Annotated in this window: 24 protein-coding genes and 1 pseudogene; 11 read left to right on the top strand and 14 right to left on the bottom strand. The window is 71.8% G+C overall.

The genetic code is table 11. From position 1 onward, the window contains the following. Positions 1-55: 55 nt before the first annotated feature. From U8525_RS06380 to U8525_RS06365, 4 genes are read right to left on the bottom strand one after another with little or no spacing between them, the layout of a single operon-like run. Entirely contained in the window at positions 56-1684 is a 1629-nt protein-coding gene (locus U8525_RS06380) for a sodium/solute symporter (RefSeq protein WP_374262465.1), read from the bottom strand. A gap of 10 nt (positions 1685-1694) precedes the next feature. Next, positions 1695-1973 carry a DUF485 domain-containing protein gene (locus U8525_RS06375; protein WP_374262462.1) on the bottom strand — a complete coding sequence of 93 codons (279 nt, stop codon included), beginning with the start codon at positions 1971-1973 and terminating at the stop codon, positions 1695-1697. 24 nt (positions 1974-1997) lie between these two features. Next, positions 1998-3962, bottom strand: a complete 1965-nt coding sequence (gene acs / locus U8525_RS06370; protein ID WP_374262459.1) for an acetate--CoA ligase — start codon at positions 3960-3962, stop codon at positions 1998-2000. An 11-nt stretch (positions 3963-3973) separates the two neighbouring features. Beyond that, complete coding sequence (locus U8525_RS06365; RefSeq protein WP_374262456.1) at positions 3974-5077, bottom strand: hypothetical protein; 1104 nt, start codon at positions 5075-5077, stop codon at positions 3974-3976. A gap of 466 nt (positions 5078-5543) precedes the next feature. On the opposite strand from U8525_RS06365, the gene U8525_RS06360 reads away from it, so the two are divergent. The 3 genes from U8525_RS06360 to U8525_RS06350 all read left to right on the top strand — a co-directional run bounded on the left by U8525_RS06360 (position 5544) and on the right by U8525_RS06350 (position 8868). Further along, the gene (locus U8525_RS06360; RefSeq protein WP_374262454.1) at positions 5544-7046 is read left to right on the top strand and encodes a DUF3466 family protein; all 1503 of its coding nucleotides are present in this window, start codon (positions 5544-5546) and stop codon (positions 7044-7046) included. Between the two features lie 110 nt (positions 7047-7156). Further along, positions 7157-7747 (top strand): MerC family mercury resistance protein, encoded by a 591-nt coding sequence (locus U8525_RS06355; RefSeq protein ID WP_374263042.1) that lies wholly within the window; start codon positions 7157-7159, stop codon positions 7745-7747. Positions 7748-7788: 41 nt separating this feature from the next. Beyond that, positions 7789-8868, top strand: coding sequence for an alpha/beta hydrolase family protein (locus U8525_RS06350; RefSeq protein WP_374262452.1), 1080 nt, complete (start codon positions 7789-7791; stop codon positions 8866-8868). A gap of 35 nt (positions 8869-8903) precedes the next feature. On the opposite strand, the gene rpmB is transcribed toward U8525_RS06350, so the two are convergent. The 5 genes from rpmB to U8525_RS06325 form a co-directional block, all read right to left on the bottom strand. Further along, the gene (gene rpmB, locus U8525_RS06345; protein ID WP_374262450.1) at positions 8904-9140 is read right to left on the bottom strand and encodes a 50S ribosomal protein L28; all 237 of its coding nucleotides are present in this window, start codon (positions 9138-9140) and stop codon (positions 8904-8906) included. A 10-nt stretch (positions 9141-9150) separates the two neighbouring features. Beyond that, positions 9151-9798: a DUF1826 domain-containing protein gene (locus tag U8525_RS06340; protein WP_374263040.1), complete on the bottom strand. Its 648-nt coding sequence runs from the start codon at positions 9796-9798 to the stop codon at positions 9151-9153. A 136-nt stretch (positions 9799-9934) separates the two neighbouring features. Then, positions 9935-10099 carry a 50S ribosomal protein L33 gene (gene rpmG, locus U8525_RS06335; protein WP_128795753.1) on the bottom strand — a complete coding sequence of 55 codons (165 nt, stop codon included), beginning with the start codon at positions 10097-10099 and terminating at the stop codon, positions 9935-9937. Positions 10100-10192: 93 nt separating this feature from the next. Then, positions 10193-10537 carry a hypothetical protein gene (locus U8525_RS06330; protein WP_374262446.1) on the bottom strand — a complete coding sequence of 115 codons (345 nt, stop codon included), beginning with the start codon at positions 10535-10537 and terminating at the stop codon, positions 10193-10195. A 168-nt stretch (positions 10538-10705) separates the two neighbouring features. Further along, on the bottom strand, positions 10706-11494 hold the full coding sequence (locus tag U8525_RS06325) for a hypothetical protein (protein WP_374262443.1): 789 nt from the start codon (positions 11492-11494) through the stop codon (positions 10706-10708). Here U8525_RS06325 and U8525_RS06320 point away from each other — a divergent pair. Continuing rightward, positions 11493-11621, top strand: a complete 129-nt coding sequence (locus tag U8525_RS06320; protein WP_374262440.1) for a hypothetical protein — start codon at positions 11493-11495, stop codon at positions 11619-11621. The two genes, U8525_RS06325 and U8525_RS06320, sit on opposite strands and share 2 nt — an antisense overlap. On the opposite strand, the gene U8525_RS06315 is transcribed toward U8525_RS06320, so the two are convergent. The 4 genes from U8525_RS06315 to U8525_RS06300 form a co-directional block, all read right to left on the bottom strand. Next, entirely contained in the window at positions 11609-12088 is a 480-nt protein-coding gene (locus U8525_RS06315) for a hypothetical protein (RefSeq protein ID WP_374262438.1), read from the bottom strand. The genes U8525_RS06320 and U8525_RS06315 overlap by 13 nt on opposite strands. Positions 12089-12257: 169 nt before the next feature. After that, complete coding sequence (locus U8525_RS06310) at positions 12258-13643, bottom strand: sigma-54-dependent transcriptional regulator (RefSeq protein WP_374262435.1); 1386 nt, start codon at positions 13641-13643, stop codon at positions 12258-12260. Further along, entirely contained in the window at positions 13640-16594 is a 2955-nt protein-coding gene (locus U8525_RS06305; RefSeq protein WP_374262433.1) for an ATP-binding protein, read from the bottom strand. Before U8525_RS06305 ends, U8525_RS06310 begins: the two co-directional genes overlap by 4 nt. Continuing rightward, positions 16591-16752, bottom strand: coding sequence for a hypothetical protein (locus U8525_RS06300; protein WP_374262431.1), 162 nt, complete (start codon positions 16750-16752; stop codon positions 16591-16593). The genes U8525_RS06305 and U8525_RS06300 overlap by 4 nt, the downstream gene beginning before the upstream one ends. Before the next feature lie 89 nt (positions 16753-16841). Between U8525_RS06300 and U8525_RS06295 the strand changes: the two genes are divergently transcribed. Continuing rightward, positions 16842-18149, top strand: coding sequence for a GspE/PulE family protein (locus U8525_RS06295; protein WP_374262429.1), 1308 nt, complete (start codon positions 16842-16844; stop codon positions 18147-18149). On the opposite strand, the gene U8525_RS06290 is transcribed toward U8525_RS06295, so the two are convergent. Next, positions 18115-19728: a PAS domain S-box protein gene (locus U8525_RS06290; protein ID WP_374262427.1), complete on the bottom strand. Its 1614-nt coding sequence runs from the start codon at positions 19726-19728 to the stop codon at positions 18115-18117. The genes U8525_RS06295 and U8525_RS06290 overlap by 35 nt on opposite strands. A 414-nt stretch (positions 19729-20142) precedes the next feature. Between U8525_RS06290 and U8525_RS06285 the strand changes: the two genes are divergently transcribed. From U8525_RS06285 to U8525_RS06260, 6 genes and pseudogenes are all read left to right on the top strand, one after another. Continuing rightward, entirely contained in the window at positions 20143-20286 is a 144-nt protein-coding gene (locus U8525_RS06285) for a hypothetical protein (RefSeq protein WP_374262424.1), read from the top strand. A 14-nt stretch (positions 20287-20300) separates the two neighbouring features. Further along, positions 20301-21517, top strand: a pseudogene (locus U8525_RS06280) (AHH domain-containing protein). 5 nt (positions 21518-21522) lie between these two features. Further along, on the top strand, positions 21523-22095 hold the full coding sequence (locus U8525_RS06275) for an imm11 family protein (RefSeq protein WP_374262421.1): 573 nt from the start codon (positions 21523-21525) through the stop codon (positions 22093-22095). Positions 22096-22213: 118 nt separating this feature from the next. Next, a complete protein-coding gene (gene eis, locus U8525_RS06270) occupies positions 22214-23401 on the top strand; it encodes an enhanced intracellular survival protein Eis (RefSeq protein ID WP_374262418.1) in 1188 nt (395 codons plus the stop codon). Between the two features lie 74 nt (positions 23402-23475). Further along, entirely contained in the window at positions 23476-24450 is a 975-nt protein-coding gene (locus U8525_RS06265; protein WP_374262414.1) for an NAD-dependent epimerase/dehydratase family protein, read from the top strand. A gap of 11 nt (positions 24451-24461) precedes the next feature. Then, positions 24462-25319 (top strand): WGR domain-containing protein, encoded by an 858-nt coding sequence (locus U8525_RS06260; RefSeq protein ID WP_374262411.1) that lies wholly within the window; start codon positions 24462-24464, stop codon positions 25317-25319. Positions 25320-25331 lie beyond the last annotated feature (12 nt).

Below are 25331 nucleotides of genomic sequence, written 5' to 3'. Positions count from 1 at the left end.
GTTCCGCCCTGTCCTCCACGCCGAGGAAGAGACCGTGGAGGACGGCCGAGCAGCCTCAAACTTTTTGCGGCGCCTCCGGGATGCCGGGGGGCACCGCGCCCGCCACGCCCGTGGGGACCGTCACCGGGGGCGGCGCCACCGCCGCGCCCACGTGCATGCGGTGCTCCACCTCCGCGAACCGCGCCGCGGCCTCCGGCTCCGGCGCCAGCAGCGACACCCCCCAGCCCACCACGAAGGACAGGGGGATGGTGACGAGCCCCGGGTTCTTCAGCGGGAAGAGCGCGGACGCGTGGCCCAGCAGCTCCACCTGCACCGTGGGCGACAGGAAGATGAGCAGCACCGCGCTGATGGACCCGGTGAGCATGCTGGCCACCGCGCCCCGGGTGGTGAAGCCCCTCCACAGCATGGACAGGAGCAGCGCGGGGAAGTTCGCGCTCGCCGCGATGGCGAACGCCAGCCCCACCATGAAGGCCACGTTCTGGTTCTTGAAGATGACGCCCAGGATGATGGCCAGGATGCCCAGCGCCAGGCTGGCGATGCGGGCCACCTTGAGCTGCTCCGCCTCCGGCGCGTGGCCCTTGCGCACCACGCTGGACCACAGGTCGTGGGACAGCGCCGCCGCGCCCGACAGCGTCAGGCCCGCCACCACCGCGAGGATGGTGGCGAAGGACACCGCGGAGATGAAGCCCAGGAAGCCCGTGCCGCCCACGGCCTCCGCCAGCATGGGCGCCGCCATGTTGCCGCCCTTGTCCACGGCCACGATGGCCTGGCGGCCCACCAGCACGGACGCGCCGAAGCCCAGGATGAACGTCACCAGGTAGAAGAAGCCGATGAGGCCCGTGGCGTAGAACACGCTGGTGCGCGCCGCCTTCGCGTTGGGCACCGTGTAGAAGCGCATCAGGATGTGCGGCAGCCCCGCCGTCCCGAACATCAGCGCCAGGCCCAGGGAGAGGGTCTCCAGCGGGTTGGACACCAGCTTGCCCGGCGCCAGCGCCTCCGGGCCGTAGCGGTTCACCGCCTCGCTGAAGAGGGCGGAGGGGCTGAAGCCGAACCGCCACAGCACCGACACCGCCAGCGCCGTCGCGCCGCCCAGCAGCAGCACCGCCTTGACGATCTGCACCCACGTCGTGGCGATCATCCCTCCGAAGAGCACGTAGAGGATCATCACCGCGCCCACGATGACCACGGCCGTCTCATAGGAGAGGCCGAAGAGCAGGCGGATGAGGTTGCCCGCGCCCACCATCTGGGCGATCAGGTAGAAGACGACGACGGTGAGCGTGCCCACGGCGGCGGACAGCCGCACCGGGGTCTGCTTCAGGCGGTAGGCCACCACGTCCGCGAAGGTGTACCTGCCCAGGTTGCGCAGGGGCTCCGCGACCAGGAAGGTCACCACCGGCCAGCCCACCAGCCAGCCCACGGAGTAGATGAGCCCGTCGAAGCCGGACGTGGCCACCAGCCCCGCGATGCCCAGGAAGCTGGCGGCGCTCATGAAGTCGCCGGCCAGCGCGAAGCCGTTCTGCCCCGCGCTGATGCCGCCGCCCGCGGCGAAGAACTCGGACGTCGTCTTCGTCCTGCGCGCCGCCCAGTACGTGATGGCCAGCGTGATGCTGACGAAGAGGAGGAAGAAGACGATGGCCGTGGTGTTGGGCTGGCCAATCTGCGTGCCCGCGGTCGTGGGGTTCATGGGTGGCCTCTCAGCGGCGCAGCTCGTCGAGCGCGCTGTCGTACTTGCGGTTGGCCCAGCTCATGTAGATGCCCGTCAACACCCAGGCGAAGAGGATGGTCAGCGCCCCCAGCACGATGCCGATGGACAGCCCCGGCACGAGCTGGTGCCCCATCAGCGGCCGGTTGAAGGCCACCAGCAGGATGAAGCCCAGGTAGGCCACCAGCATCGCCACCGTCAGCGCGCCGGCCACCCGCCAGCGCCTCGCGGCCAGCGCCCTCAACGCCTCGTCCTTGGAATTGCCGTGCATCGGTGCTCCTCCTTGCGAAGTGCCTCAGCGGCGGGGGGCGGGCGGCAGGCCCTTGGTCAGCAGCTCCTCCAGCACGGCGGGGTCCGCGAGCGTGGTCGCGTCACCCAGGTTCTCCGTCTCGCCGCCGGCGATCTTGCGGAGCATGCGGCGCAGGATCTTCCCGGAGCGCGTCTTGGGCAGGCCCGACACCAGCACCACCCGGTCCGGCGTGGCGATGGGGCCAATCACGTGCCGCACCTGCTCGCGCAGCGTGCCCACCATCTTCTCGTCCGGGGTGCGCACGAAGTCCGGCTTCACCGTGACGAAGGCGCACACGCCCGTGCCCTTGAGGTCGTGCGGGAAGCCCACCACCGCGGCCTCGGCGACGGCCTCGTGCGCGACGAGCGCGCTCTCCACCTCCGCGGTGCCCAGGCGGTGGCCGGACACGTTGAGCACGTCGTCCACGCGGCCGGTGATCCAGTAGTAGCCGTCCTCGTCGCGGCGGCAGCCGTCGCCGGTGAAGTACAGCGGCGGGAAGCGCGCGTAGTACGTCTCCACGAAGCGCGAGTGGTGGCCGTACAGCGTGCGCGCCTGGCCCGGCCACGAGCGCGCGAGGCACAGGTTGCCGCTGACGCCGTTGCCCTCCAGCTTCCGTCCCTCCTCATCCACCAGCACCGGCTCCACGCCGAAGAAGGGCAGGGTGGCGCTGCCGGGCTTGCACGGCGTCGCGCCCGGCAGCGGGGCGATGAGGATGCCGCCCGTCTCCGTCTGCCACCAGGTGTCCACCACGGGACAGCGGCCCTCGCCCACCACGTCGTGGAACCAGCGCCAGACCTCCGGGTTGATGGGCTCGCCCACGCTGCCCAGCAGGCGCAGCGACCTGCGGGACGCCTTCGTGACGAAGCCGTCGCCCTCCTTGATCAGCGAGCGCAGCGCGGTGGGCGCGGTGTAGAGCGTGGTGGCCTTCAGGTCGTCCACCACCTGCCAGAGGCGGCTCGCGTCCGGCCACGTCGGGGTGGACTCGAAGAGGACGGTGGTGGTGCCGGTGCTGAGCGGGCCGTAGACGAGGTACGAGTGGCCCGTCACCCAGCCCACGTCCGCGGTGCAGAAGTGCACGTCGTCCGGCTGCGCGTCGAAGATGTAGCGGAAGGTCGTGTTCGCGTAGACGAGGTAGCCGCCCGTCGTGTGCAGCACGCCCTTGGGCTTCCCGGTGGAGCCGGAGGTGTAGAGGATGAAGAGCGGGTCCTCCGCGTCCATCCACTCGGCGGGGCAGACGCCCCGGTGCTTCCGGGCCTCCACGTCCAGCCAGTGGTCGCGCCCCTCGCGCATGGGCACGTCCCGGGGCGTGCGGCGCGCGACGAGCACGGACGTCACCTGGGACAGGCCCTCCAGGGCCTCGTCGGTGATGGCCTTGGTGGCCACGCTCTTGGGGCCGCGCGGGCCCTCGTTGGCGGTGATGACCACCTTCGCGCCGGAGTCCAGCACGCGCTCGCGCAGCGAGTCCGCGGAGAAGCCGGCGAACACCACCGAGTGCACCGCGCCGACGCGCGCGCACGCGAGCAGCGAGTACACCAGCTCTGGAATCATCGGCAGGTAGATGATGACGCGGTCGCCCTTCCGCACGCCGTGCGCCTTGAGCACGTTGGCCAGCCGGTTCACGTGGTGGGCGAGGTCGCGGAAGGTGATGGTCTCGTACTCGCCGGGCGTGTTCCTGGCCCAGAGGATGGCGGCCTTGTCCGGGCGCGCCTTCGCGTGGCGGTCCACGCAGTTGACGGCGACGTTGAGCTTGCCGCCCGCGAACCAGGCGAAGTCGGCGGCCTGCGCGTTCACCTCGCGGATGGACTCCGGCGGGTGGAACCAGGTGAGCTGCCGGGCCTGCTCACCCCAGAAGGCGTCCGGGGCCTCGAGGCTCAGGCGGTAGAGGCGCTGGTACTCCTCCAGGCTCCGCACGTGCGCGGTGCGGCGGAAGGCTTCCTTGGGCTGGACGAGCGAATCCGGGTCGGTGGCCATGGCGTGCGTCCTCAGTAGAAGAGCTGGAGCTGGGCGGTGCCGGTGATGCCCGTGGTCGCGTGGGCGATGTCTCCCGCACGCGACACGGCCAGCTCCGTCTTCAGGTTGAAGGTGTGCTTCTGGAACCAGAGGTTGAGGCCGGGCCGGAACGCGAGCAGGTCCGTCGCGGCCACGCGCCCGTTGAAGTACTCGGTGGTGAAGACGGGCTCGACGATGCCGACGCGGTAGCCCAGCTCCACGAAGAAGCCGGTGCCGCTGCGCGCGTTGTCGAAGCCCTGCTGCCAGGAGAAGACGTTGCCCTGGAAGACGAGCTCCTGGTCGTCGCCCATGGGCATGTCCAGGAACACGTCCGCCGACAGGGCCACCGCGTCGTGCACGCCGGAGGCGGTGGCGATGGCGCCGTACTGGTAGTCCCCGCCCACGCCGAAGGACAGCATCGGCTGGTCCGTGAAGTAGATGCCGCGCAGGAACTGGTCGGACTCGTGGCCCCAGACGTTGTAGCGCGCGTGGCCCACGAAGCGCGGCAGGTCGTCCGCGTTGACCACCTGGCCGTTCTCCAGCTTCGCGCCCTCCACGCCGTTGAGGATGGCGGCGCGGTACGTCCAGGGGCCCGCGAAGCCGCGCACCTGGAGGCCCGCGTCGCGCCACACCTTGCCCACGCCCAGGGGGTAGCGGATGAGGTCGGCGTGGTAGTCCACCGTGTTGAGCGCGATGGCGCCCTGCAGCGAGTGGTGCGACAGCGGCGCGAGGATGAAGCCCGCCTCCACCCACGTCTTGTCCGCGAACTCGTACGCGAGCGTGGCGTCCTGGACGTAGAAGGTGGGGCTCCAGTCGCCGTTCTTGCCGAAGTTCGGCTGGTCCGTGTCGATGAAGAACGACAGCTTCTTCGTGATGGAGCCGAAGACGAGCAGCCGCACGCGGCGCAGGAAGAAGTCCGTGCCCACGCCGCCCGTGGGCGCGCCGTCCTTGACGAGCTGCATCTGCGGCTGGAGCAGCACGTTGATGTTGAGGACCGTGTCCTCGCCGAGCTGGATCTTCCCCGCCGCCGCCGGCAGCGCGGTGAACAGGGCCGTGAGCGCCAACAACCGCGACAGGGGACGAAGGACGGGGGACATGGCTCCCCATCCCCTGAGCAACGCCCGTTCCACCCGGGCGCACTCCGGGTTTCAGGACCTTGGAGGTTGGCTCGCCGCGTCAGGATGTGGCGGAAGGTGACAAGGCGTTACCCCCCGTAACGATTCGTGCACCGCGTCGTAACACCGGGGTGACGTTTCGTTTCCTCCGGCGTGGCCGCGTGGGGGAGGTCCATGGGGCCGGTCCCTGGCACCGGGTGGCGGCGGGGCGGGTCGATGGTCCGCGAAGCGACGACGGGACCGAGCGCGCACGTTCGCCTGGCGTATCAGCCGCGCCACGCGGAGGCGTACCGCGCGTCGGCCTCGCGGCTTCAGCGCCACGTGTGCACGTTTTGAATAAAAGATGCTGATGTATCTGGATTGCAATAACTCGTATCCATGGCGTATGTCCTGACCCTGCGTAGCGACCTTCGTCAGCTCCGTTCCTCACCCAGTGCCGGGACACACCATGCACCTACGAACTCTCTCTCTGGCCTTCCTGGCCGCGACGGCCATCCTCCTGGGTGGCTGCGGCTCCTCTGACGACCCCCAGCCCACCGAGTGCGGTGGCTACGGACACCTGCACGACGACCACTGCCACTGCGACGACGGCTACACGGAGGAGGGCGGCACCTGCGTGCCCGCGGAGGAGCCCTCGCCCGACTGTGGCGAGCATGGCCATGCCCACGATGACCACTGCCACTGCGATGACGGCTACACCGAGGAGGGCGGCACCTGCGTGCCCGCGGTGGAGCCCTCGCCCGACTGTGGCGAGCATGGCCATGCCCACGATGAGCACTGCCACTGCGATGACGGCTACACCGAGGAGGGCGGCACCTGCGTGCCCGCGGTGGAGCCGTCGCCCGACTGCGGTGAGCATGGCCATTCCCATGGCGACCACTGCCACTGCGATGAGGGCTACACCGAGGAGGGTGGCACCTGCGTCGCCGAGCCACCTCCTGTCCCCCCAGAGCTGCCTGCCTATACGCTGGTTCCGATTGGCCATCCCGGCGGCACCGGCAGCTATGCCCAGGCGCTGAATGACGCGGGGGCGGTGGTCGGCAACGTCCGCTCGGCCGTGATGGCGGGGGACCCTCCGCCGCTCATCGCCTATCACTGGAGCGGTGACACCCTCACCGAGCTGGGCACTCTGCCCGGCAGCAACGCCTTCAGTCGTGCCTACGGCATCAACGCCAGTGGCGTGGTCGTGGGAGAGCGCGACAACGACACGCCGAGGGCCTTCCGCTGGGAGGCCAGCGTGATGACCGACCTGGGCACCCTGGGCGGCGCCTCCGCGACGGCCACCGACATCAACGACAGCGGCCTCATCGTGGGCAGCTCATCTACCGGCACCGTCAGTCGGGCCTTTCGCTGGGAGAACGGGACGATGACGGACCTGGGCTCACTGGATGGTCTGGACACCACGCTGGCCCGCGCGTGGGCCATCAATGGCCACGGCGATGTGGCGGGTTACAGCAAGAACACGCAGGGCGTGACGCGGGCCACGCTGTGGACTCGGGGAGGCACCCTCGTGAACCTGGGCGGACTGGATGTCACGCGTGCCAGCCAGGCATATGACGTGAACGACGCGGGCACCGTGGTGGGCTCCGCCGTCGTGGGCGCCACCTCCGGAGGCTCTCCGCTCTACAACGCGTTCATCTGGAGCGACGGTACCATCCGCGGCCTGGGCACCCTGCCCAGCCTCCCCGCCGCCATCCACAGCGAGGCCAAGGGCATCAACGCGGACGGATGGGTCGTGGGCTACGTGGGCCAGTTCTACGGCAATACCACCCTGGGGACCGCGGCCGCCGTCATCTGGCTCGGCGAGCAGATTCACGACCTCAACAGCGTGCTCCCGGCCAACAGCGGGTGGACGTTGCTGAGCGCCGAGGACATCAACGCCCGTGGAGACATCACGGGCCTGGGCCGCTTCAACGGCACGCTCACCGCGTTCAAGCTGGTACGCCAGTAGGCGCTCGACCGAAGCGCCGCGGTTGGCGGACACCCGGGCGACCAGGGAGGACCTGGTCGCCCTGAGGGAGGGGTTCCCGGTAGTTGGATGCTTCGGTAACTGTGTTGCTTATGCATCGAAATGGGGGAGCGGGAATCGCGCTGCCCATCCCCACGTTGCCCTTCCCGATGCCCCTCTCGCCCCTCGCTGATTCCGAAGCATCCTCTCCTCGCGTCCAGAAGGCGGTGTGTGACTGCGCGCATCACCGCCGCCACGAGACGGAGCGCTCCTGCCCGGAGGAGCTCCCGGGAAGTCGCTGGGCAGCCCTGGCGCCAGTCCTGGCGTGCGCGGTGTGCCCGGCCTGCCTGTCGACGTATGCGAAGGTGTTGTCCCTGCTGGGCGTAGGCGTAACGCTCACCGAGTCCACCCATCACATCCTGCTCGTCCTCGCGGTGTGCGTATCGTTGGGGGCGAGCTTCTGGAAAGCGCGGCGCCGGCACCAGTGGGGGCCGCTGTGGGTCGCGATCCTGGGGTGCGCGCTGCTGGCGATGGGGCACGCTCGGGACGAGGACCCGGTGCTCACCTGGAGCGGCGTCGTCGTGTTGCTTGTCGGGGGACTGTGGGAGCGCCAGGCGGGGCGCCGCGTCGCAGCCTCGCGCGGGGGCGCGCCGCGGCCCACCTCGGGCCCCACCGCGAGCCTTGGCGGAGGTGGATGTATTTGAAATTGAATTGCATTTGTTGGGGAGATGCGTGAACTGGAGGAATGCCGACTCCCTCCAGGTTGCTCCCGCATTCCATCGTCCTCGCCGTGTCCGTGGGGTGCGTGCTGCTGGGGGGAGGTCGCGAGGCCCGGGCCCAGGGCCCGGCGAGCCCGGAGGCCCGCAGCGACGGCGCGCTCGTGGCGCGCCAGCCGTGTCAGCTCCTGCACCGGACGTATGCGCAGTTCGTGTCCTTCATGCGGGAGGGCGAGCCCGCGCTCCAGCCAGAGGTGTTCCAGCGCGTCTTCACGCGGCAGGTGCATGACGCGCTGGTGGGTGGCACCGAGGTGGTGTGCGAGAAGGTGGAGTACCTGAGCGACGGGCTGCGCGTGAAGGGCGTGCTGGTGAGGCCCCGCGGCGGCCCAGCCAGGGTGAAGCACCCCGCCGTCATCTACCTGCGCGGCGGATTTGGCGAGGCGGGCCGCATCCTCTTCTGGAACCTGATGGAGTTCGCGGTGCTGGCCCGGAGGGGCTACGTCGTCGTCGCCACCGAGTATCGCGGGAATCACGGAGGGGAGGGGCACGACGAGGCCGGCGGCGCGGACGTGCGCGATGTGCTCAACCTCATCCCCCTGCTCGAAGGACAGCCGGACGTGGACGCGTCGCGCATCGGTTTGTATGGGTGGAGTCGGGGCGCGCTGATGGCCTACCTGACGCTCGCGCGCACGGAGCGCATCGCCGCCGCCGTCGTGGGGGCCGCGCCCACGGACGCCTTCCGCATGGTGGCCGCGCGCCCGGAGCTGGAGACCGAGGTGCTGGCGAAGCAGGTGCCGGGCTACGCCGCCAACCGCGCCTCCCTCCTCCAGGCCCGCTCTCCCTCCCGATGGGCGGAGTTGTTGCCCGCGCACACGCCCCTGTTGCTCCTCCAGGGCACGGCGGACTGGCGCGTGGCCCCGGACGAGGCGCTGACCATGGCCCAGCACCTGCTCGCCGCCCGGCGGCCCTTCCGCCTCGTGCTCTTCGAAGGCGGGGACCACCTGCTCAACGAACACGCCGCGGAGACGCAGCGCCTGGTGGGGGACTGGCTGGACCGCTACGTGCGCGACCGCGCTCCGTTCCCCCCGCTCGAACCCCACGGCCGGTAGGCCGCGCGCGGTGACGCGCGTCGAGGAGAGGCGGGTCAGAGCCTGACGCCCTGGGCCCGCAGCTCGCTCACGACGCGGTCGATGCCACGCCGGTTGATGATGCGCATCCCGTGCGCGCTCACACGCAGCCGCACGAAGCGGTCGAGGCTGGGCACCCAGAAGCGGTGCCACTGGAGATTCGGCAGGGAGCGCCGCTTCGTCCTGTTGTTGGAGTGAGACACGTTGTTGCCGACGAGCGGCCCCTTGCCGGTGACCTGACAGACCTTGGACATGCGTGTTTCCTCAAATCGCTTCGATGGAGAGAAGGAGGCGCCGCGTCCCGTCCTTCGCGATGGCGGGGGAGCGGTGGACGGCGCCGTTGCCGGTGTTTCCGGGCCACGCCTCGCCCTTGAGGAGCGCGACGTCGAAGCGCTCCAGGGACTGGATGGGCGCTCGCGGACGCGCCACCTCGCCTGTGACGCCCAGCGCGCTTCGGACGACATGGGCGTTCTCCAGCCACTCGGTGGCGGGGCCCGCATAGGTGCACAGCAGCCGCACCCCCACCCGGTCCACGTGGAAGCGCGGGCACATGTCCCGAGCCAGCGTGTGCAGCCGCACGCCGAGCGCGTCGGCGCCCAGCAGGTCGACGTAGAGCCGCAGGAGGAAGTTCAGGTCCTCCACCCACGCGTCGAACAGCGGGCCTCCGGGCAGCTCCGGCAGCCAGCCGCGCAGGTCCAGGGCGTCGCCGCGCACGCGCGCGACGATGTCCAGTGGCGGCCCCTCGGCCAGCCGCATGAGCCAGGCCGACAACTGGCTGTCGAGCCCCCGGCGCCAGACACAGAGGTTGACGCCGTCGCGGTAGATGTCGGTGAGATCCTCGGGCGACCACACGAAGCGGTGCGCGCCGGAAGGAGCCTCTTCCACGGAGGGCCGTGACAGGGCGGGGCGCATCACGCCACCGCTCTCCAGGGAGCGGCGTCCGCGGTCCGCGCCTGCCCCCGGCCCGTGGATGGCTCCGCGCGCCGCTCATGCACGCGGCCCGGCGCGGCGCCGCCGCCCGCGAGTCGGGCCCGAGCCTCCAGGGCCCTCATGGCTTGCCCTCCACGAAGAGCACGTGCTTGCGGACGCGCGGATCGTACTTCTTGAGCTGGAGCTTCTCCTGCGACTTCCGCTTGTTCTTCGTCGTTGTGTAGAAGTAGCCGGTGTTCGCCGTTGAGACGAGATGGATGATGGTGCGGTTGCCCTTGGGCATGGCGCGAGTCCTTCCTGGCGTGGTCAGGTTGCAACGCGAGAGCAGGCGCGCGGGGGCGCCAGCGCACCGCGCTGAGCGAAAGCACGACGGTGACTACGCGCGGGGAGGCGAGCCCTTCGGCGCGACGGCCAGCATCGTGACCTGGGGCGGCACCCATGACAGGCCCATGTCCCGCGACACCGCCACGGAGGCGCCCCCGTCCACGCAGGCCGGGCCTGGCCCTGGCAGCCCCTGACGCGCCCAGGCACCGAGCAGCGGGCACTCCTCGTGCCCCTCCGCGAAGTCCTCGCTCGCGGCGTTCAGGACGCGCGGTCCGGCGGTGTCCCCCACCGATAGCTCACGCTCGTCACCCGCGGCGGGTGCCGCCTCCTCGAACGTCCCGTGCGCGGCACAGAAGCGGTGGGCATGCGACCCGTGCAGCAGCGCCAGCAGGGGCACGAGCAGCCATGCGGCCGCTAGGAGCCCCGCTCCGAGACGCCGATGCCATGGGAGACGGGTCCTCATGAGTCGACGTAACTATAGCAATTGAGTTGCAATTAAGGCAAGCGCAAGTCTCCGGTGCCGCAACGGCGACTCGGCGGGGGACGGAGGGCGGTGCTCCGCAGCTCAATGCGGCGCGGCGAGCGTGCGCGCGGGCGGCGTGGGCTGGGGCGGGAGGGAGTCCGGGACGGTGACGGGGGACTGCTTCGCCAGCCGCCAGGGCGTCTGGGCTTCGCCCCGGCGCTGCGCGCGAACGCAGCGCCACAGCTCGTTGGCGTAGGGCAGCGCGAGCGTGGCCACGATGGCGCCGAGGATGCCCTTCAGGTAGCCGCCCGGCAGCCGCTCCTTCTTGAGCCGCAGGCGCCACTTCCCCCTGCGGCCGCCCGCGCCCCAGATGGCGAGGAACTGGTCCCAGTGCAGGCAGATCATCGACGACACGGCCATGAAGGGGAGCACCTCCAGGAAGCTGTGCGTGTGCTGCTCGCGCGGGAGCACCTGACGCTGGTGGTTCGTGGCGTAGGCCACGTCCCAGAAGGCGGTGGCCTCGTGCACCAGCGAGTGGCCCAGCATGAGGGAGAGCGTGAGCGGGTTGATCTCCAGCACCAGCCCCATCACCACGGGCACGCCGACCTCGGACATCATCAGGCAGTGGATGAGGGACTCGCCCGCGCCGCTGGTGTGCTCGATGTCCGTCTTCCTGTGCCACACCCAGTCCACCACGCCTGGGATGAGCCAGGCGGGCAGCATGAAGTAGAGCAGGAAGCGGCGCGTGGCCGTCTCCACGTCCGTGGCCTTCGGCGACAGGTTCATGCGCGGGCGGCGCAGGTAGCTGCGCGCGGCGCGCTCCAGCCGCAGCCTCCGGGCGCGCCGGCCCCACGGGGCGGTGACTTCGCGGAACAGGGAGATGCCGGCCATGCGCGCTCCTCTTCTGGGCCCCCCGGGGGGCGTGTCGCAGTGGAAGCTGCGCACGCGCCCCCGGCAGGACAGGGAGGAACAGGCCAGCGGCCGGGGCCCGGCCTCCCTGGCGTCCTACGACTCGTAGAGGGAGACGTTGCACTGGGTGCTGACGAACTGGCACTGCATCTCTTCCGCGGAGCCGTTGACGAAGAAGTAGAGCGTGTTGCCCGCGTCGGGGGTGGAGAGCGTGCAGTAGAAGTTCTGCTTGCACTGCCAGATCTTCCCGTTGGCGTCCTGGAACTGGATCCACCAGTAGTCGTGGCCGACGGCGCCGGTCCAGTAGATGACCTGGAACGAGGAGCTGGTCGCGTTCTCCGCCAGCGAGGACCAGTTGCCCTGCTGCTGGTACTCAGGGTTGTTGCTGTAGCGGTGGCGCAGCGTCACGTTGGTGAGGGTGGCGCCCCAGTGGTTGACGACCACGGCGTTGGCGGTCTGCTGCGTGGACTGCGGCGCGCCGACCTTCGCGGTGGTGCGCGCCGTGTCGGGGGAGAGGCGGGTGTCGAAGCCGGACAGCGGCTGACCATCGAGGCCGAGGCGGGTGGGGCTGCACATGGTGTTGTTCTCCTGGGCCACCGGGGGTTGGCTTTCGTGTGCCGGTGGATGCCAGGACCCATGAGCAACCGCCGTGCCTGGGGCCGCTCCCTCTGGAGTGCGGCGCGGGCCCGGGCCTTCGACGGAGCTCGACGCGTCGAAGCGCCTGTCGGGTCGACGCGTCGAAGCCTCAGGCGCGGGTGCGGGGGATGCCCAGCCGCTGGCGCTTCTCCCAGAGCGTCTTGCGGCTGATGCCCAGCCGGCGCGCCAGCTCCGTCTCTCCCATGCGGTCCTGGTGCTCCATCACGAAGCGGCGGAAGTACTCCTCCATGGAGTCCGGCGAGCGCGGGTCCTCGCTGGCCGGGACGGGCGGGAAGTCCGCCTCCTCCAGCGGGGGCGGGCCTCCGTCCACGCCCGGTCCGCCGGGCGGCTCCAGCGCCAGCAGGTCGGCGGTGATGAGCGGCCCGTCCGCGAGGATGACCGCGCGTTCGATGGCGTTCTCCAGCTCGCGCACGTTGCCCGGCCACGGGTGCTGCGCGATGGCCGCCAGCGCGTCTGGGGACAGCGACGCGGGCGGGCGCCCCAGCCGGCGGCAGGCCCGCTCCAGCAGGTGCTTCGCCAGCGCGGGCACGTCCTCGCCGCGCTCGCGCAAGGGCGGCAGGCGGATCTCCACGACGCGCAGGCGGAAGTAGAGGTCCTGGCGGAACAGCCCCTCCTGCACGCGGCGGGGCAGGTCGCGGTGCGTGGCCGCGAGGATGCGCACGTCCACCTTGCGCGAGCGCGTGGCGCCCACCCGCCGCACCTCGCCGTCCTGGAGCATGCGCAGCAGGCGCGCCTGCGCGGGCGCGGGCAGCTCTCCGATTTCGTCCAGGAAGAGGGTGCCGCCGTGCGCGGCCTCCACCAGGCCCGCGTGCGCGACCTGCGCGCCGGTGAACGCGCCCTTCTCGTGGCCGAACAGCTCGCTCTCCAAGAGGCCCTCGGGGATGGCGGCGCAGTTGACCGCGACCAGGGGCCCTTCCGCGCGCGGGCTCTGCGCGTGGACGGCGCGGGCCACCAGCTCCTTGCCGGTGCCGGACTCGCCCAGCACCAGCACGGTGGCGGCGGACGGGGCCACCTTGCGCACGCGCTCGAACACGTCGCGCATGGCGGGGGAGCTGCCCACCATGCCGCCGGGAGACCAGGTCTGCTCCACCTCGCGCTTGAGGGCGGCGTTCTGGCGGGTGAGGCGGCCCTCGCGCAGCACGCGCTCCACCTGGAGCAGCAACTCGTCGTGGTCGAAGGGCTTCGCGATGTAGTCCACCGCGCCCAGCTTCATCGCGTCCACGGCGGACTTCACCGTGGCGAAGCTGGTCATGATGAGCACCGGCACGCCCGGACACAGCGCGATGATGTCCGTGCCCGGCGGCCCGGGCAGGCGCAGGTCGGAGAGGACCAGGTCGAAGGCGTCCAGCGCGTGCTCGGCGGCGGCCTCCGGCACCGCGCCCGCTTCCGCCACGTCGTGGCCCGCGCGGGTGAGCAGCCGGCGCAGCTCCGTGCGGATGATGGGCTCGTCCTCGATGACCAGGATGCGGCTCAAGCGGAGGCCTCCTGCTTCAGTGCGTCCGCGCGGGGCAGGCTGAGCGTCACGCGGGTGCCGCCGTCGTGGAGGCCCTCGATGTGCAGCGTGCCGCCGTGCTCGCGCACGATGCCCTCCGCCAGCGTGAGGCCCAGGCCGGTGCCTTCGCCGGGCTGCTTGGTGGTGAAGAACGGCTCGAAGATGCGCTGCGACAGCTCCGGGGCGATGCCGTGCCCCCGGTCCTCCACCTGGATGCGCACCTGGTCTCCCGAGGCTTCCGCCAACAGGTCCACGCGCGAGCCCGCGGGCGACGCGTCGATGGCGTTGGTCAAGAGGTTCACCAGCACCTGCTCCAGCCGCTGCGCGTCGCCGCGCACGTCCAGCCCCTCCGGGCTCTGGTGCGCGCACGCCACGTCGCGCCCCTTGCGCGACAGCCGGGCCAACTGCGCGGCCTCCGCGAGCAGCGGGCCCACCGCCACGCGCGTGAAGGGCCGGGACTCGCCGCCGACGGTGCCCGCGTGGCCGAAGCCCACGAGCGCCCGCACGATGGCGTCGATGCGGCGGCACTGCTGGAGGATGAGCCCCACGCGCTCGCGCACGGCCTCCGGGTCCTCCAGCTCGTACTTGAGGTTCTGGCTGATGCTGGCGATGGCGGTGAGCGGGTTGCCAATCTCATGCGCCACGCCCGCCGCCACCCGGCCCAGCGACGCGAGCCGGTCCTGGTGCGCGAGCCGCGCATCCACCGCCTTGCGCTCCGTCCAGTCCTCCACCAGGAACGTGATGCCCGCCTCCCCGGTGCTCGCGCCGTCCGAGGGCGCCAGCCGCGAGCGGTGCAGGCGCAGCGAGCGGGGCCTGCCGCCCACCGCCACGCGCGCCTCGTCGTCGCCTTGGGGCGCCCGCGCGAGCTCCGCGAACAGGGGCCCCCACGGCTCCGGCAGGCGCGCGAGCGGCTGGCCCCGCGCGGCGTCCATGGGCACGCCCGACAGCGCCTCCAGCGCGGCGTTCCAGATGACGACCTCGCCGTCCGGGCCCATGGCGCACACGCCCAGGGGCAGGTCCTCCAGGATGCGGTAGAGGTAGCGGCGCACGACCTCCAGCTCGCGCAAGGGGCCGCGCATGTCGCGCGCGTCGCGCAGCCGCTCCTCCACGAAGCGCAGCTGATCCGCCAGGGCCGTGCGCGCGCCGGGGTCCAGCCGCAGCGCCTCGCCCACCGCGAGCCGCGCCAGCACCGGGCCGATGAGTCCGGAGAGGTTGCGCTCCACGCCGTCGCGCAGGCGGCGCAGCTCCGCGGGGCGGCGCTCGTCGGGCGACAGCTCCAGCGCCTCGCGCGCGCGGTCCACCTCCGCGGCGGCCACCTGCGCGCCCAGCACGGGCTCCAACTGCCGGCGGAACTCGTCGGGCGAGCTGGCCGCCACGCTGCCCTCCGCGAGCCCCGGCGCCTCGCGCGCGCACACCCGCGCGGCCTCCTGCTCCTCCACGGACTGGCGCGTGACGAGCGACACCGCCACGAAGCACAGCCCGTTGAGGGTCAGCGAGGTGAAGGTGGCGAAGCCCCAGGGCTCGTCCGCGCTGAAGCCCAGCGCCTCGGAGAGCTGGTGGGTCCACGCCACCAGCGCGGGCGGCTCCCACAGCGGGGCCAGCAGCGTGAAGGCCCACGTCGCCCCGCCCGCGAAGAGGCCCGCGAGCAGCCCCGCGCGCGTGGCCTTGGGCCACGTCAGGAGCCCCAGCACGCCCGGCGCGAACTGCGCGGTGGCCACGAAGGACACGAGCCCCAGGTCCACCAGGCCCGTCTCGCGGGTGTCCAGCAGCAGGTAGAAGCCGTAGCCCGCGAGGATGACGGCGGCGATGAGCACGCGCCGGGCCCAGAGCAGCCACCCGTAGAGGTCGTCCCGGCCGCGCGCGGTGCCCAGCGGCAGCACCAGGTGCGTGAGGCACATGGGCGCGAGCGCCAGCGTGGTGACGATGACCATCGCGCTCGCCGCGGACACGCCGCCCAGGAAGGCGATGAGCGCCAGCAGCGGGGCGCCCTTCGCGGCGGGCACGGAGAGGACGTGGAAGTCCGCGGGCCAGGGCAGGCCGAGCGCCTCCCCGGACCACAGCAGCACGGGCACCGCCACGTTGATGAGCAGCATCAGCAGCGGGTAGGCCCACGCGACGGTGGCCAGCCCGTCGCGCTCCGGCGCCTCCGTGAAGGCCACGTGGTACTGCCGGGGCGTGAGGAAGGCGGCGATGGTGGAGAGCACCAGCAGCGGCGCCCAGGACGCGTCGCGCGCGGGGCGCTGGAGGGCCTCCACCGCCTCCGGGTGGCGCGTGAGCCAGTCGTCGAGCCCGCCCACCCCGCCGAAGACGGACACCACGCACCAGCCCGCGACGACGAGCAGCGCCAGCAGCTTCACGCCGGACTCGAAGGCGATGGCCAGCATCAGCCCCTCATGGCGTTCGCGCGGGGCGGGGTGGCGGGCGCCGAAGAGGAGCGAGAAGACGATGAGCACGCCGCAGAAGCCCGTCCCCACCAGCGCCGGGGCCGCGGCGGGGCTCAGGATGCGCGCGGACTCCACGACGGCGCGGAGCTGGAGCGCCAGGTAGGGCATGCTGCCGGCCAGCGCGAACAGCGTCACCGCCGTGCCCGTGGCCTGGCCGGGGTAGCGGAAGGCGAGCAGGTCCGCGAGCGAGGTGAGCTGCCGCTCCCGCGTCAGCCGCAGCAGCGGGCGCCACAGCACGGGGGCGAGCAGGCACGCGAGCGTGAGGCCCAGGTAGATGCCCAGGTAGCGGAAGCCGTGGCGGGCCGCGTAGCCCACGCTGCCGAAGTAGGACCAGGACGTGGCGTACACGCCCAGGGCCAGCGCGTACGTGAGCGGGTGCTGGGTGATGCGGGGCGGGATGTGGCCCCGCTCCGCCGCGTAGGCCACCAGGAACAGCGCGCCCAGGTAGGCCACGGAGGCGATGACGAGCGGGCCCAGCCCCAGCGTCATGGGCGCAGGCTCCGGTGCGCCACCCAGCCGCCCAGGGCGATGACGCCCAGCCACACGAGGAAGGGGAGCGCGGCGGGGGCCCCCTCGGCCAGCCACAGCCGGCGCAGCGGCGAGCCGAACAGCAGCACCGCCACGGCGAACACCAGCAGCGACGGCATGGCGGGAGGGTCCGCGGGAGGCCGCGACATGCCGGGGAGGATAGCAGCCCTGGCTGGACGCGAGGGGCGCCGTGATAATCCGGCGGGTCATGGCTCTCCCGGACGTGCCCCCGTTCTCCGAACTGCCCCAGTTCACCCTGGACCGCGACTCGCTGCGCCTGCTCCCGGAGTCCTTCTGCCGGCGCCTGGGCGTCGCGGTGATGGGGAAGGTGGACGCGGCCAACGACAGGGAGGCCGTGATGGTGGCGATGCTGGACCCCGAGGACGTGTCCGTGCGCCGCCGCATCGAGGACTTCCTGTGCCGGCCGGTGCGCCCGGTGCGGCTCAACCGCTACGAAATCGACTCCGCGCTGGAGGTGGGCTTCGGCGCGGGCGCGCCCGCGTCGGTGGACGTGGTGCTGAAGGCGGGCGCGCCGCTGTCGCGCCACCCCACGGCGGTGGAGCTGGTGAGCCACGTGCTCGCGGTGGCGGTGGCGCAGCAGGCCTCCGACATCCACCTGGAGAGCTACACGGACGACGTGGACCTGCGCTACCGCATCGACGGCATCCTCCACCACATGTACACGGACATCTCCCCGGCCTCGCTGCCGGAGGTGGTGAGCCGCATCAAGGTGATGGCGGGGCTGGACATCGCGGAGAAGCGCCGGCCCCAGGACGGCCGCCTGCGGGCGCTCCACGAGAGCGAGGCGGGGCGGAAGTTCGTGGACTTCCGCGTGAGCGTGGTGCCCTCCCCGGCGGGCGAGGACGTGGTCATCCGCCTGCTGGACGCCACGGTGGGCCTGGTGCCGGTGGAGCGGCTGGGGATGACGCCGGAGGTGCAGGCCACCGCGCTGCGGCTCTTGGGCAACCCGGAGGGGCTGGTGCTGGTGACGGGCCCCACGGGCAGCGGCAAGACGACGACGTTGTACGCGGCGCTGGCGCGGCTCAACGACGGGCGCAAGAAGATCATCACCGCGGAGGACCCCATCGAGTACGTGGTCCCCAAGGTGAACCAGAAGCAGGTGTCGCCGCAGATGCCGCACCTGACGCTGCTGCGCGCGCTCTTGCGGCAGGACCCCAACGTGATGCTGGTGGGGGAGATCCGCGACCTGGAGACGGGCAGCACCGCGCTGATGGCGGCGTCCACGGGGCACGTGGTGCTGGGCACGCTGCACACGGCGGACGCCATTGGCGCGGTGAGCCGCCTGCGCGGGCTGAAGCTGGAGGACGGCGACATCGCGGAGGCGCTGCTCGCGGTGCTGGCGCAGCGGCTGGTGCGGCGCGTCTGTCCGGAGTGCTCCGCGCCCAGCACGCCCACGGCGGATCAGCTGGCGCTGCTGGGGCCGCTGCTGGACGGCATCCAGCCCCGGGCGGGCTACATCGTCACGGCTCGGGAGGAGCGTCGGGCGCGGGGGTGATGTTCGCTTCGGCGATGGGGCCCGGGGGCAGCATCACGGTGAAGGTCGCGCCCTGGCCGGGGATGCTGCGCACCTGGACGATGCCGCCGTGGGCCTCGACGATCTGCTGGGTGATGAAGAGGCCCAGCCCCAGGCCGCCGTAGTTGCGCTCGGAGACCGCGCGCACGAAGCGCTCGAAGACGCGGGGCTGGTCCTCGTGCGGGATGCCGATGCCCTCGTCGCGCACGCTCAGCACGGCGAGCCCCGAGTCCATCCGCACGCGGAGGTGGATGGGCTTGCCCGCGCCGTACTTGAGGGCGTTGGTGAGCAGGTTGGTGACCACCTGGTCCACCCGGGCGCGGTCCCAGATGCCCTCGATGGGGGTGGTGGCGTCCAGCGTGACGGCGCAGCCCACCTGCGCGGACTGGGGCGCGTAGCGGGCCACCACCTCCCGCGTGAGCGCGGCCAGGTCCATGGGCGCCCGGTCCAGCCGCAGCTGGCCCATGCTGATGCGCGACACGTCCAGCAGGTCCTCGATGAGGTCGGACAGCTTGCGCACCTGCCGGCGGGCCACCTCCAGGTCCCGGGCGATGCGCTCCACGGGCAGGGTGGCGGAGGGGTCGTTCTCCACGGTGCGCAGCAGGGCCGTGAGCTTGAGCTGCAACGGGGTGAGCGGCGTCTTCAGCTCGTGCGAGGCGACGGAGAGGAACTCGTCGCGGGCGCGCACGGCGTCGCGCAAGAGCTCCAGCTCGCGCCGCTCCTGGGTCTGCTTGCGCTGGGTGATGTCGCGCGTCACCTTGGCGAAGCCCCGGAGCTTGCCCTGCGGGTCGAACATGGCGGTGATGACGGCGCTGGCCCAGAAGAGGCTGCCGTCCTTGCGGACGCGCCAGGCCTCCTCCTCGAAGTGGCCCTCGCGGGCGGCCACCTGGAGGGCGTGCCAGGGCTTGCCCCGCGCCACGTCCTCCGGGGGGAAGAAGCGGCTGTAGTGCTGGCCGAGGATCTCCGCGGACGTGTAGCCCTTGATGCGCTCGGCGCCGGCGTTCCACGTGGAGACGCGGCCGTCGGCGTCGAGCATGTAGATGGCGTAGTCCTGGATGTGCTCGACGAGCAGGCGGAAGCGCTCCTCGCTCTCCCGCAGGCGCTCCTGGACGAGCTTGCGCTCGGTGAAGTCGCGCGTCACGTGGCCGTAGCCCACGAGCTGGCCCTGCGGGTCGTGCATCGCGGTGATGACGACGTTGGCCCAGAAGAGGCTGAGGTCCTTGCGGACGCGCCAGCCCTCTTCCTCCAGGCGGCCCTCGCGGTTGACGACCTCCAGGTCCTGCTGGGGCTTGCCGGCGGCCACGTCCTCGGGCGGGTAGAAGCGGCTGAAGTGCTGGCCGAGGATCTCCGCGGACGTGTAGCCCTTGATGCGCTCGGCGCCGGTGTTCCAGCTCATGATGTGGCCCGCCGGGTCCAGCGTCAGGATGGCGTAGTCCTTCACGCTGTCGATGAACAGGCGCAGCTGGGCGCTCGGGTCGCGGGGCGCTTGGGGACTCGCATACGCGATGTCGCCGCCGCTGGCGGACGCAGGGGGCTGGCTGTCGTCCAGGGGGCTCCTCATAGATTGTCCAGCGTAACGCACGGTAGGGGGGCTCCGGGGAGGAACGTCAAGGTGGATCCATCCACCATCCAACCCTGCTGGGGCACCGGGCTTCCGAGCAGGGCGGAAGCTCACACCCAGCGTGGAGAACGCGTCGTCTTCGTTGCGTCATCCCGGCTTGGGGTCACTGCGCGGGCCCGGCGCCCGTGTGGCAGGCGGTGGAGCAGGCGGGGACTCGCGACAGCCAGGGGCCCAGGCACGCCGGGCGAGGAGCGGGGGCCGGCGGCGAGCGTTTCTGGGAATCCGGTGGCGATGGAGCCAGGGAATCCGGCTCCTTTCGCTTCCGCCTGATGTCCGGTCCTTGGCGCCGGGGGCGTGGAGGCACCTGCTAGAACGACGGGGCCCGTTGTCCGCACGGCAGCCGAGGGAGGTGCCATGGGAATCCTGTGGGGGCTGGGGTCGGTCCTGACGCTCGCCGCCGGGGTCGCGCTGTGGCTCCAGGCCACGGGGCCCACGCGGGCGCTGAGCGAGGTGCACGTGGAGAACCGCACTGGCCAGGACGTGAGGTCGGATCCGTGAGTCGCGGAGGGCACATGAAGCTCTGGGCGATGGCCTTGCTGCTGTGCTTGACGGCTGGCTGCGCGACGACGCGCGTGGTGCACCTCGACACGGGGCGGGGCAGGTCCATCGCCTATACGCCGGTGGAGACGAAGCCGGTCCGGATCGACGAGGAGGCGTTCCGGGACGCGGTCGCGCAACTGGTGCTCGAGCTGAAGCTGGACGTCGCGTTTCGGGAGGAGGGCCGGTACTCCCTGCTCGCGTCGGCGGGCGGCATCGTCGATGGCGTTCGAGGTCGGCAGGCGCTCCGCTTGACGGATGGCGTCCCCCTGGACCCAATGGAGCGGCGGATGCTGGCGCTCTCCTTCGCGCTCGATACGGTCTGGGACGCGATGGAGGACCTGCTGGACCCCGCAGCGCTTCGGGCCATGGTCACGACGATGATTGGCACCGCGATGGTGATGCTGGTCGCGCCAGAGCCCATCACCAAGCTGGTCGCGGTGGTGCTGACGGCCTCGCTCATCGCATATCTGGGCACAGGGCCTGTGTGGAACATGGGGCAGGCCTTCTTGCGGCTCATGGCGGAGTCGCGGGACGCGCGGGACGTGGCCGCCCTCAATGAGGCGGGGCATCGCTTCGGGCGTGTGCTGGGAGACAACGGAGCCCGGGTGCTGGTCCTCGTCGCGATGACGGCGCTCGGGGGCCGGAGCGCGATGGCCGCGCATGGGCCACGGATGCCGGGCTTCCGGCAGGCGGCGCTGAGGGCGGAGGTCGAGGGTGGGTTCCAGTTGTCTCGGGCACTGGCCGGCGAGGTGCGGTCCATTTCCGTGTCGTCTGCGGGAGTGCTCAACGTCACGTTGGCTCCCACGGCCGTGGCGGCCGTGGCCATGGGGCCTGGGGGCGGAATCCAGGGCGATCCTGATGGAGAGGTGCATCACATCTGCACGGACAAGAACGAGGTATCGGAGCAGTCAGGCGGTCCCTGGACGCCCATCTTCGAAGACCTCTTCCAGAGCGCTGGACTGAAACTCTCCGATGTCGCGAATCAGGTGCGCATCCAGGGGCATCGGGGACCGCATCCTCGCGAGTACCATGCAGAGGTGCTGCGCCGGCTCGACTTGCCATTCAAGGATGCCAGGACGCCGGGCAGTGCAGGGCCGCATTGGTTGATGAACTGGCGAGGATCGCGAAAGAGCTCATGACTGCGGGGACCCGGCTGCGGAAGCTCGTCACGAAGAACCCACAGGGGTAGCCACCATGCCGCGACGCTTCTTCGAGCTCGACCTCGACATCGATGTTCCGGGTCGCTGGTATCTGCGGGAGCCCACGGACCTGGATGGGAAGACGGTTCCGGACATCTGGGCGTTCGTCTCTGGGAAGCCCATCACGGCCCCCGGGCCGCTGCGGGTGCCGCTGTCTCGTCCCGGTCAGACGCTGGACTTCGACAAGACGACGGTGGCTGGGACGCCGATCGTCAGCGCGCGCATCGCGTCCGTGTTCCGCGAGCTGGCCCCGAATGACGTGCAGCTCTTCCCGGTGGACGTCCAGGGGCAGTCCGAGCCCTTCTCCCTGCTCAATGTGATGCGTGTGATCCGCTGTATCGACGATGCCGCCTGTGAAGAGGCGCGGCTCTGGACGACCGAGGACGGACGGCCCGACAAGGTGGGGGAGTACCACGTCGTCTCCGGCCTGCGCATCGACACGTCGAGGGTGGGGGACGCCGGTGTCTTCCGCCCCTGGGGATACCTCCTGCCCATCATCGTCGCTGGCCACCTCAAGGAGGCCCTGGAACGGACCGGCATCGTGGGGGGGCGGTTCGTCGAAGTATAGAACCCGGGCCCGCCGCCAGCCCCGAAGCCCACGAAGCGACAGCGGCTCCGCCCGGCCTTCCCTGGCCTCCATCCGCTGCGCCATGCTGCGCCGCCTGACGCCAGCAAGGGGATGCGGGATGGAGACGGACGCCTACGGACCGCCGAGGGATGAAGAGGAACTGGCCGCCATCGCGGACATCACCACGCAGGCGTTCGCCATGCCGCTCGCGGACTCCGAGGCCGTGGTGCGCAAGAACTTCTCCGAGTCCTCCCTGCGCATCCTGCGCGTGAACGGCGACGTGGCCGCCACGCTCACCCTCATCCGCATGGGTCAGTTCCTGGGCGGTCGCTCCGTGCCCCTCATCGGCGTGGGCGGCGTGGGCGTCGCTCCCGCCCACCGGGGCGCCGGCGCCGCCACCCGCCTCTTCCACCGCTTCCTGCGCGAGATGCGCGACGAGGGCGCCCCCCTCTCCGTCCTCTACCCCGCGACCCAGCCGCTCTACCGCCGCGTGGGCTACGAGGTCGCCGGCGCGCGCCATGAAATCCACGTCGACGCGGCCGCGCTGGAGCTGGGCGAACGCTCGCTGTCCCTGCGCCCCCTGCGCCCGGACGACGACGCGGCGGTGGAGGCGTGCTACCGGCGCTTCGCCGCCCGGCACCACGGCTGGCTGGACCGCGGAGGCTACATCTGGCGGCGCGTGCGCTCGCCGCGCAACGACACCGCCTACGGCTACGTCGTCGAGGGGGCCTCGGGCGTGGAGGGCTACGTGTACCTCGTGCGCAGCCTCTCGCCCCAGGGCGCCGTGCCCCGGCAGGTCCTGAAGCTCACGGACCTCGTCGCCACCACGCCCGCCGCCGCGCGCCGGCTGCTGCGCTTCCTCGGCGACCACCGCTCGCTGGCGCAGGACGTGATGTGGTTCGGCGGCGCGGACGAGCCGCTCCTCGCGCTGCTGCGCGAACAGACCTACCAGGTGAAGCTCTCCATGCACTGGATGACGCGCCTGCTGAACGTCCCCCAGGCCCTGGAGGCGCGTGGCTTCACCCCCGGCCTGTCCGGCGCGCTCCACCTGGACGTGGAGGACGACCTCCTCCCGGAGAACCAGGGGCGCTTCGTGCTGGAGGTGGAGGACGGAGTCGCCCGCGTCCGGCCCGGAGGCGAGGGACACCTGAAGCTGCACGTGCGCGCCCTGGCCCCGCTCTACACCGGCTTCCTCACGCCCCGCGCGCTCCAGCTCGCCGGCATGCTGACCGCGGACGACGCCTCGCTCGACGCGGCCAGCGCCCTGTTCGCGGGCCCCGCCCCCTCGCTGCGCGACATGTTCTGACGCGCGGGCGCGGACTACCCGGCCCGCGGCGGGAGTGGTAGGAGCGGCGTCCTCGGACGGAGGAGGCTTCACACGTGCGCGCGTTCGTCACCGGTGGCTCGGGGTTCGTCGGGAAGCACCTGCTCGCGGCGCTCGCGAAGCGAGGCGAGCCGGCGCGCGCGCTGGCCCGCTCGCCGGAGGCCGCGCGGGCCATCCAGGCCGCGGGCGGCGAGCCCTGGGAGGGCGACCTCACCGACGCGGAGCGCCTGCGCCTGGGCATGGAGGGCTGTGACACCGTCTTCCACGCCGCCGCGCACGTGAAGATGTCCGGCCCCCGCGCGGCCTTCTATGAGACCAACGTGCGCGGCACGGAGGCCGTGCTGGAGGCGGCGCGCGCGGCGGACGTGAAGCGCTTCGTGCACGTGAGCACGGAGGCCGTGCTCGTGGACGGCGGCCCCATGGCGAACCTCCACGAAACGCGCCCGCTGCCCCAGCGCCCCGTGGGCCCGTACCCGTCCACCAAGGGCGAGGCCGAGCGGCGCGTGCTCCAGGTCAACTCGCCGGAGCTCACCACCGTCGCCGTGCGGCCCCGGCTGGTCTGGGGACCGGGGGACACCACGGTGCTGCCGCAGCTGGTCGCCGCGGTGAAGGCCGGGCGCTTCCGCTGGATTGGCGGCGGGCACTACCTGACGTCCACCTGCCACGTGGAGAACGCCGTGGAGGGCCTGCTCCTGGCCGCGGAGAAGGGGCAGGGCGGGCAGGTGTACTTCCTCACCGACGGCCCGCCCGTGGAGTTCCGCGCCTTCGTCACCGCGCTCCTGAAGACGCAGGGCGTGGAGCCCGGCGACAGGTCCCTGCCCACCGCGCTGGCCGCGACGGCGGCCGTGGTCGGCGACTTCGTCTGGGACCTGCTGGGCCTCAAGAGCACGCCGCCCCTGTCGCGCACGGAGCTGCTGCTCGTGGGCCAGGAGGTGACGGTCAGCGACGCGAAGGCCCGGCAGGAGCTGGGCTACACGGGCCACGTGTCGCGCGAGGAGGGACTGCGCGCGCTGGCCACGAAGGTGGAGTAACCTCCGCGGCCATGCGCAGGTTCGAATTCGTCGACGGCAACAGCTCCAAGTTCTGGATGCCCGAGCTCCAGGGCGCCACCTTCATCGTCACCTACGGCCGTATCGGCACCGCGGGGCAGCGCAAGGAGAAGGTCTTCCCGGACGAGGAGGCCGCCCTGCGCGAGTACAACAAGAAGGTCGCGGAGAAGGTGCGCGAGGGCTACGCCGAGGTGACCTCCGGCGAGGCCCCGCCCGCGCCGCCCCCGAAGGCCGCCGCGCCGCCGGCCCCCGCGCTCGTGCTGCCGCGCCGGGTGGCCCCCGCTACGCCCGGCCCGGAGGCCGTGGCCGCCGCCGCGTCCGCGCTCGCGCTGCTCCAGTCGAAGCTCAAGGGGCCCAGCTGGAAGGTGACGCGGCTCGCGCGCAAGGCCCGCCACGCGCTCCGCGCCCTGGGCGGCGTGGACCCCGCGGCGCACCCGTCCCTGGCCGCCCCCTTCGCGGCCCTGATGGCGCACGTGGTGGGGCCCAAGGCGGAGGGCCGGCTGCCGGTGCGCCACGCGCTGGGGCTCCTGTCCCAGGTGGACGTGGCGGCCTTCCAGCGCGCGACGGAGCTGTGGAAGGCCGCGCCCGCGGGCTCGGTGCCGTCGGGCGTGGCCGCCGCGCGGTCGCTCAACGACCCGGAGCTGGCGCTGCGCGTGACGGCGCTCCTCACCGAGCGCCCCGACCTTCGCGACGGCTCCGAGGACGCGTGGACGAAGCGCTGGGCCGCGCTCAAGCCGCACGTGGAGGCCCACCTGTCCGGCGTGGGCCAGTCCCTGGCTGCCTTCGTGGGCGGTGTGGACGCGGGCCAGGACGCGCACCTGTCGAAGCGGCTCGCCCGGCTGGGAGCGTGACGGCGGAGGCCC

It is taken from the genome of Corallococcus sp. RDP092CA, from assembly GCF_041903675.1.
Lineage (GTDB): Bacteria > Myxococcota > Myxococcia > Myxococcales > Myxococcaceae > Corallococcus.
The sequence above is the reverse complement of the archived record's forward strand: the minus strand, read 5'-3'. Positions and strand labels throughout refer to the sequence as shown.

What these genes read in the sequence shown, in the direction of transcription:
- U8525_RS06380 (WP_374262465.1), bottom strand. Translation starts at nt 1,684, where the DNA reads ATGAACCCCACGACCGCGGGCACGCAGATTGGCCAGCCCAACACCACG.
- U8525_RS06375 (WP_374262462.1), bottom strand. Translation starts at nt 1,973, where the DNA reads ATGCACGGCAATTCCAAGGACGAGGCGTTGAGGGCGCTGGCCGCGAGG.
- acs (WP_374262459.1), bottom strand. Translation starts at nt 3,962, where the DNA reads ATGGCCACCGACCCGGATTCGCTCGTCCAGCCCAAGGAAGCCTTCCGC.
- U8525_RS06365 (WP_374262456.1), bottom strand. Translation starts at nt 5,077, where the DNA reads ATGTCCCCCGTCCTTCGTCCCCTGTCGCGGTTGTTGGCGCTCACGGCC.
- U8525_RS06360 (WP_374262454.1), top strand. Translation starts at nt 5,544, where the DNA reads ATGCACCTACGAACTCTCTCTCTGGCCTTCCTGGCCGCGACGGCCATC.
- U8525_RS06355 (WP_374263042.1), top strand. Translation starts at nt 7,157, where the DNA reads ATGCATCGAAATGGGGGAGCGGGAATCGCGCTGCCCATCCCCACGTTG.
- U8525_RS06350 (WP_374262452.1), top strand. Translation starts at nt 7,789, where the DNA reads ATGCCGACTCCCTCCAGGTTGCTCCCGCATTCCATCGTCCTCGCCGTG.
- rpmB (WP_374262450.1), bottom strand. Translation starts at nt 9,140, where the DNA reads ATGTCCAAGGTCTGTCAGGTCACCGGCAAGGGGCCGCTCGTCGGCAAC.
- U8525_RS06340 (WP_374263040.1), bottom strand. Translation starts at nt 9,798, where the DNA reads ATGCGCCCCGCCCTGTCACGGCCCTCCGTGGAAGAGGCTCCTTCCGGC.
- rpmG (WP_128795753.1), bottom strand. Translation starts at nt 10,099, where the DNA reads ATGCCCAAGGGCAACCGCACCATCATCCATCTCGTCTCAACGGCGAAC.
- U8525_RS06320 (WP_374262440.1), top strand. Translation starts at nt 11,493, where the DNA reads ATGCGCGCTCCTCTTCTGGGCCCCCCGGGGGGCGTGTCGCAGTGGAAG.
- U8525_RS06325 (WP_374262443.1), bottom strand. Translation starts at nt 11,494, where the DNA reads ATGGCCGGCATCTCCCTGTTCCGCGAAGTCACCGCCCCGTGGGGCCGG.
- U8525_RS06315 (WP_374262438.1), bottom strand. Translation starts at nt 12,088, where the DNA reads ATGTGCAGCCCCACCCGCCTCGGCCTCGATGGTCAGCCGCTGTCCGGC.
- U8525_RS06305 (WP_374262433.1), bottom strand. Translation starts at nt 16,594, where the DNA reads ATGACGCTGGGGCTGGGCCCGCTCGTCATCGCCTCCGTGGCCTACCTG.
- U8525_RS06300 (WP_374262431.1), bottom strand. Translation starts at nt 16,752, where the DNA reads ATGCCGTCGCTGCTGGTGTTCGCCGTGGCGGTGCTGCTGTTCGGCTCG.
- U8525_RS06295 (WP_374262429.1), top strand. Translation starts at nt 16,842, where the DNA reads ATGGCTCTCCCGGACGTGCCCCCGTTCTCCGAACTGCCCCAGTTCACC.
- U8525_RS06290 (WP_374262427.1), bottom strand. Translation starts at nt 19,728, where the DNA reads ATGAGGAGCCCCCTGGACGACAGCCAGCCCCCTGCGTCCGCCAGCGGC.
- U8525_RS06285 (WP_374262424.1), top strand. Translation starts at nt 20,143, where the DNA reads ATGGGAATCCTGTGGGGGCTGGGGTCGGTCCTGACGCTCGCCGCCGGG.
- U8525_RS06275 (WP_374262421.1), top strand. Translation starts at nt 21,523, where the DNA reads ATGCCGCGACGCTTCTTCGAGCTCGACCTCGACATCGATGTTCCGGGT.
- eis (WP_374262418.1), top strand. Translation starts at nt 22,214, where the DNA reads ATGGAGACGGACGCCTACGGACCGCCGAGGGATGAAGAGGAACTGGCC.
- U8525_RS06260 (WP_374262411.1), top strand. Translation starts at nt 24,462, where the DNA reads ATGCGCAGGTTCGAATTCGTCGACGGCAACAGCTCCAAGTTCTGGATG.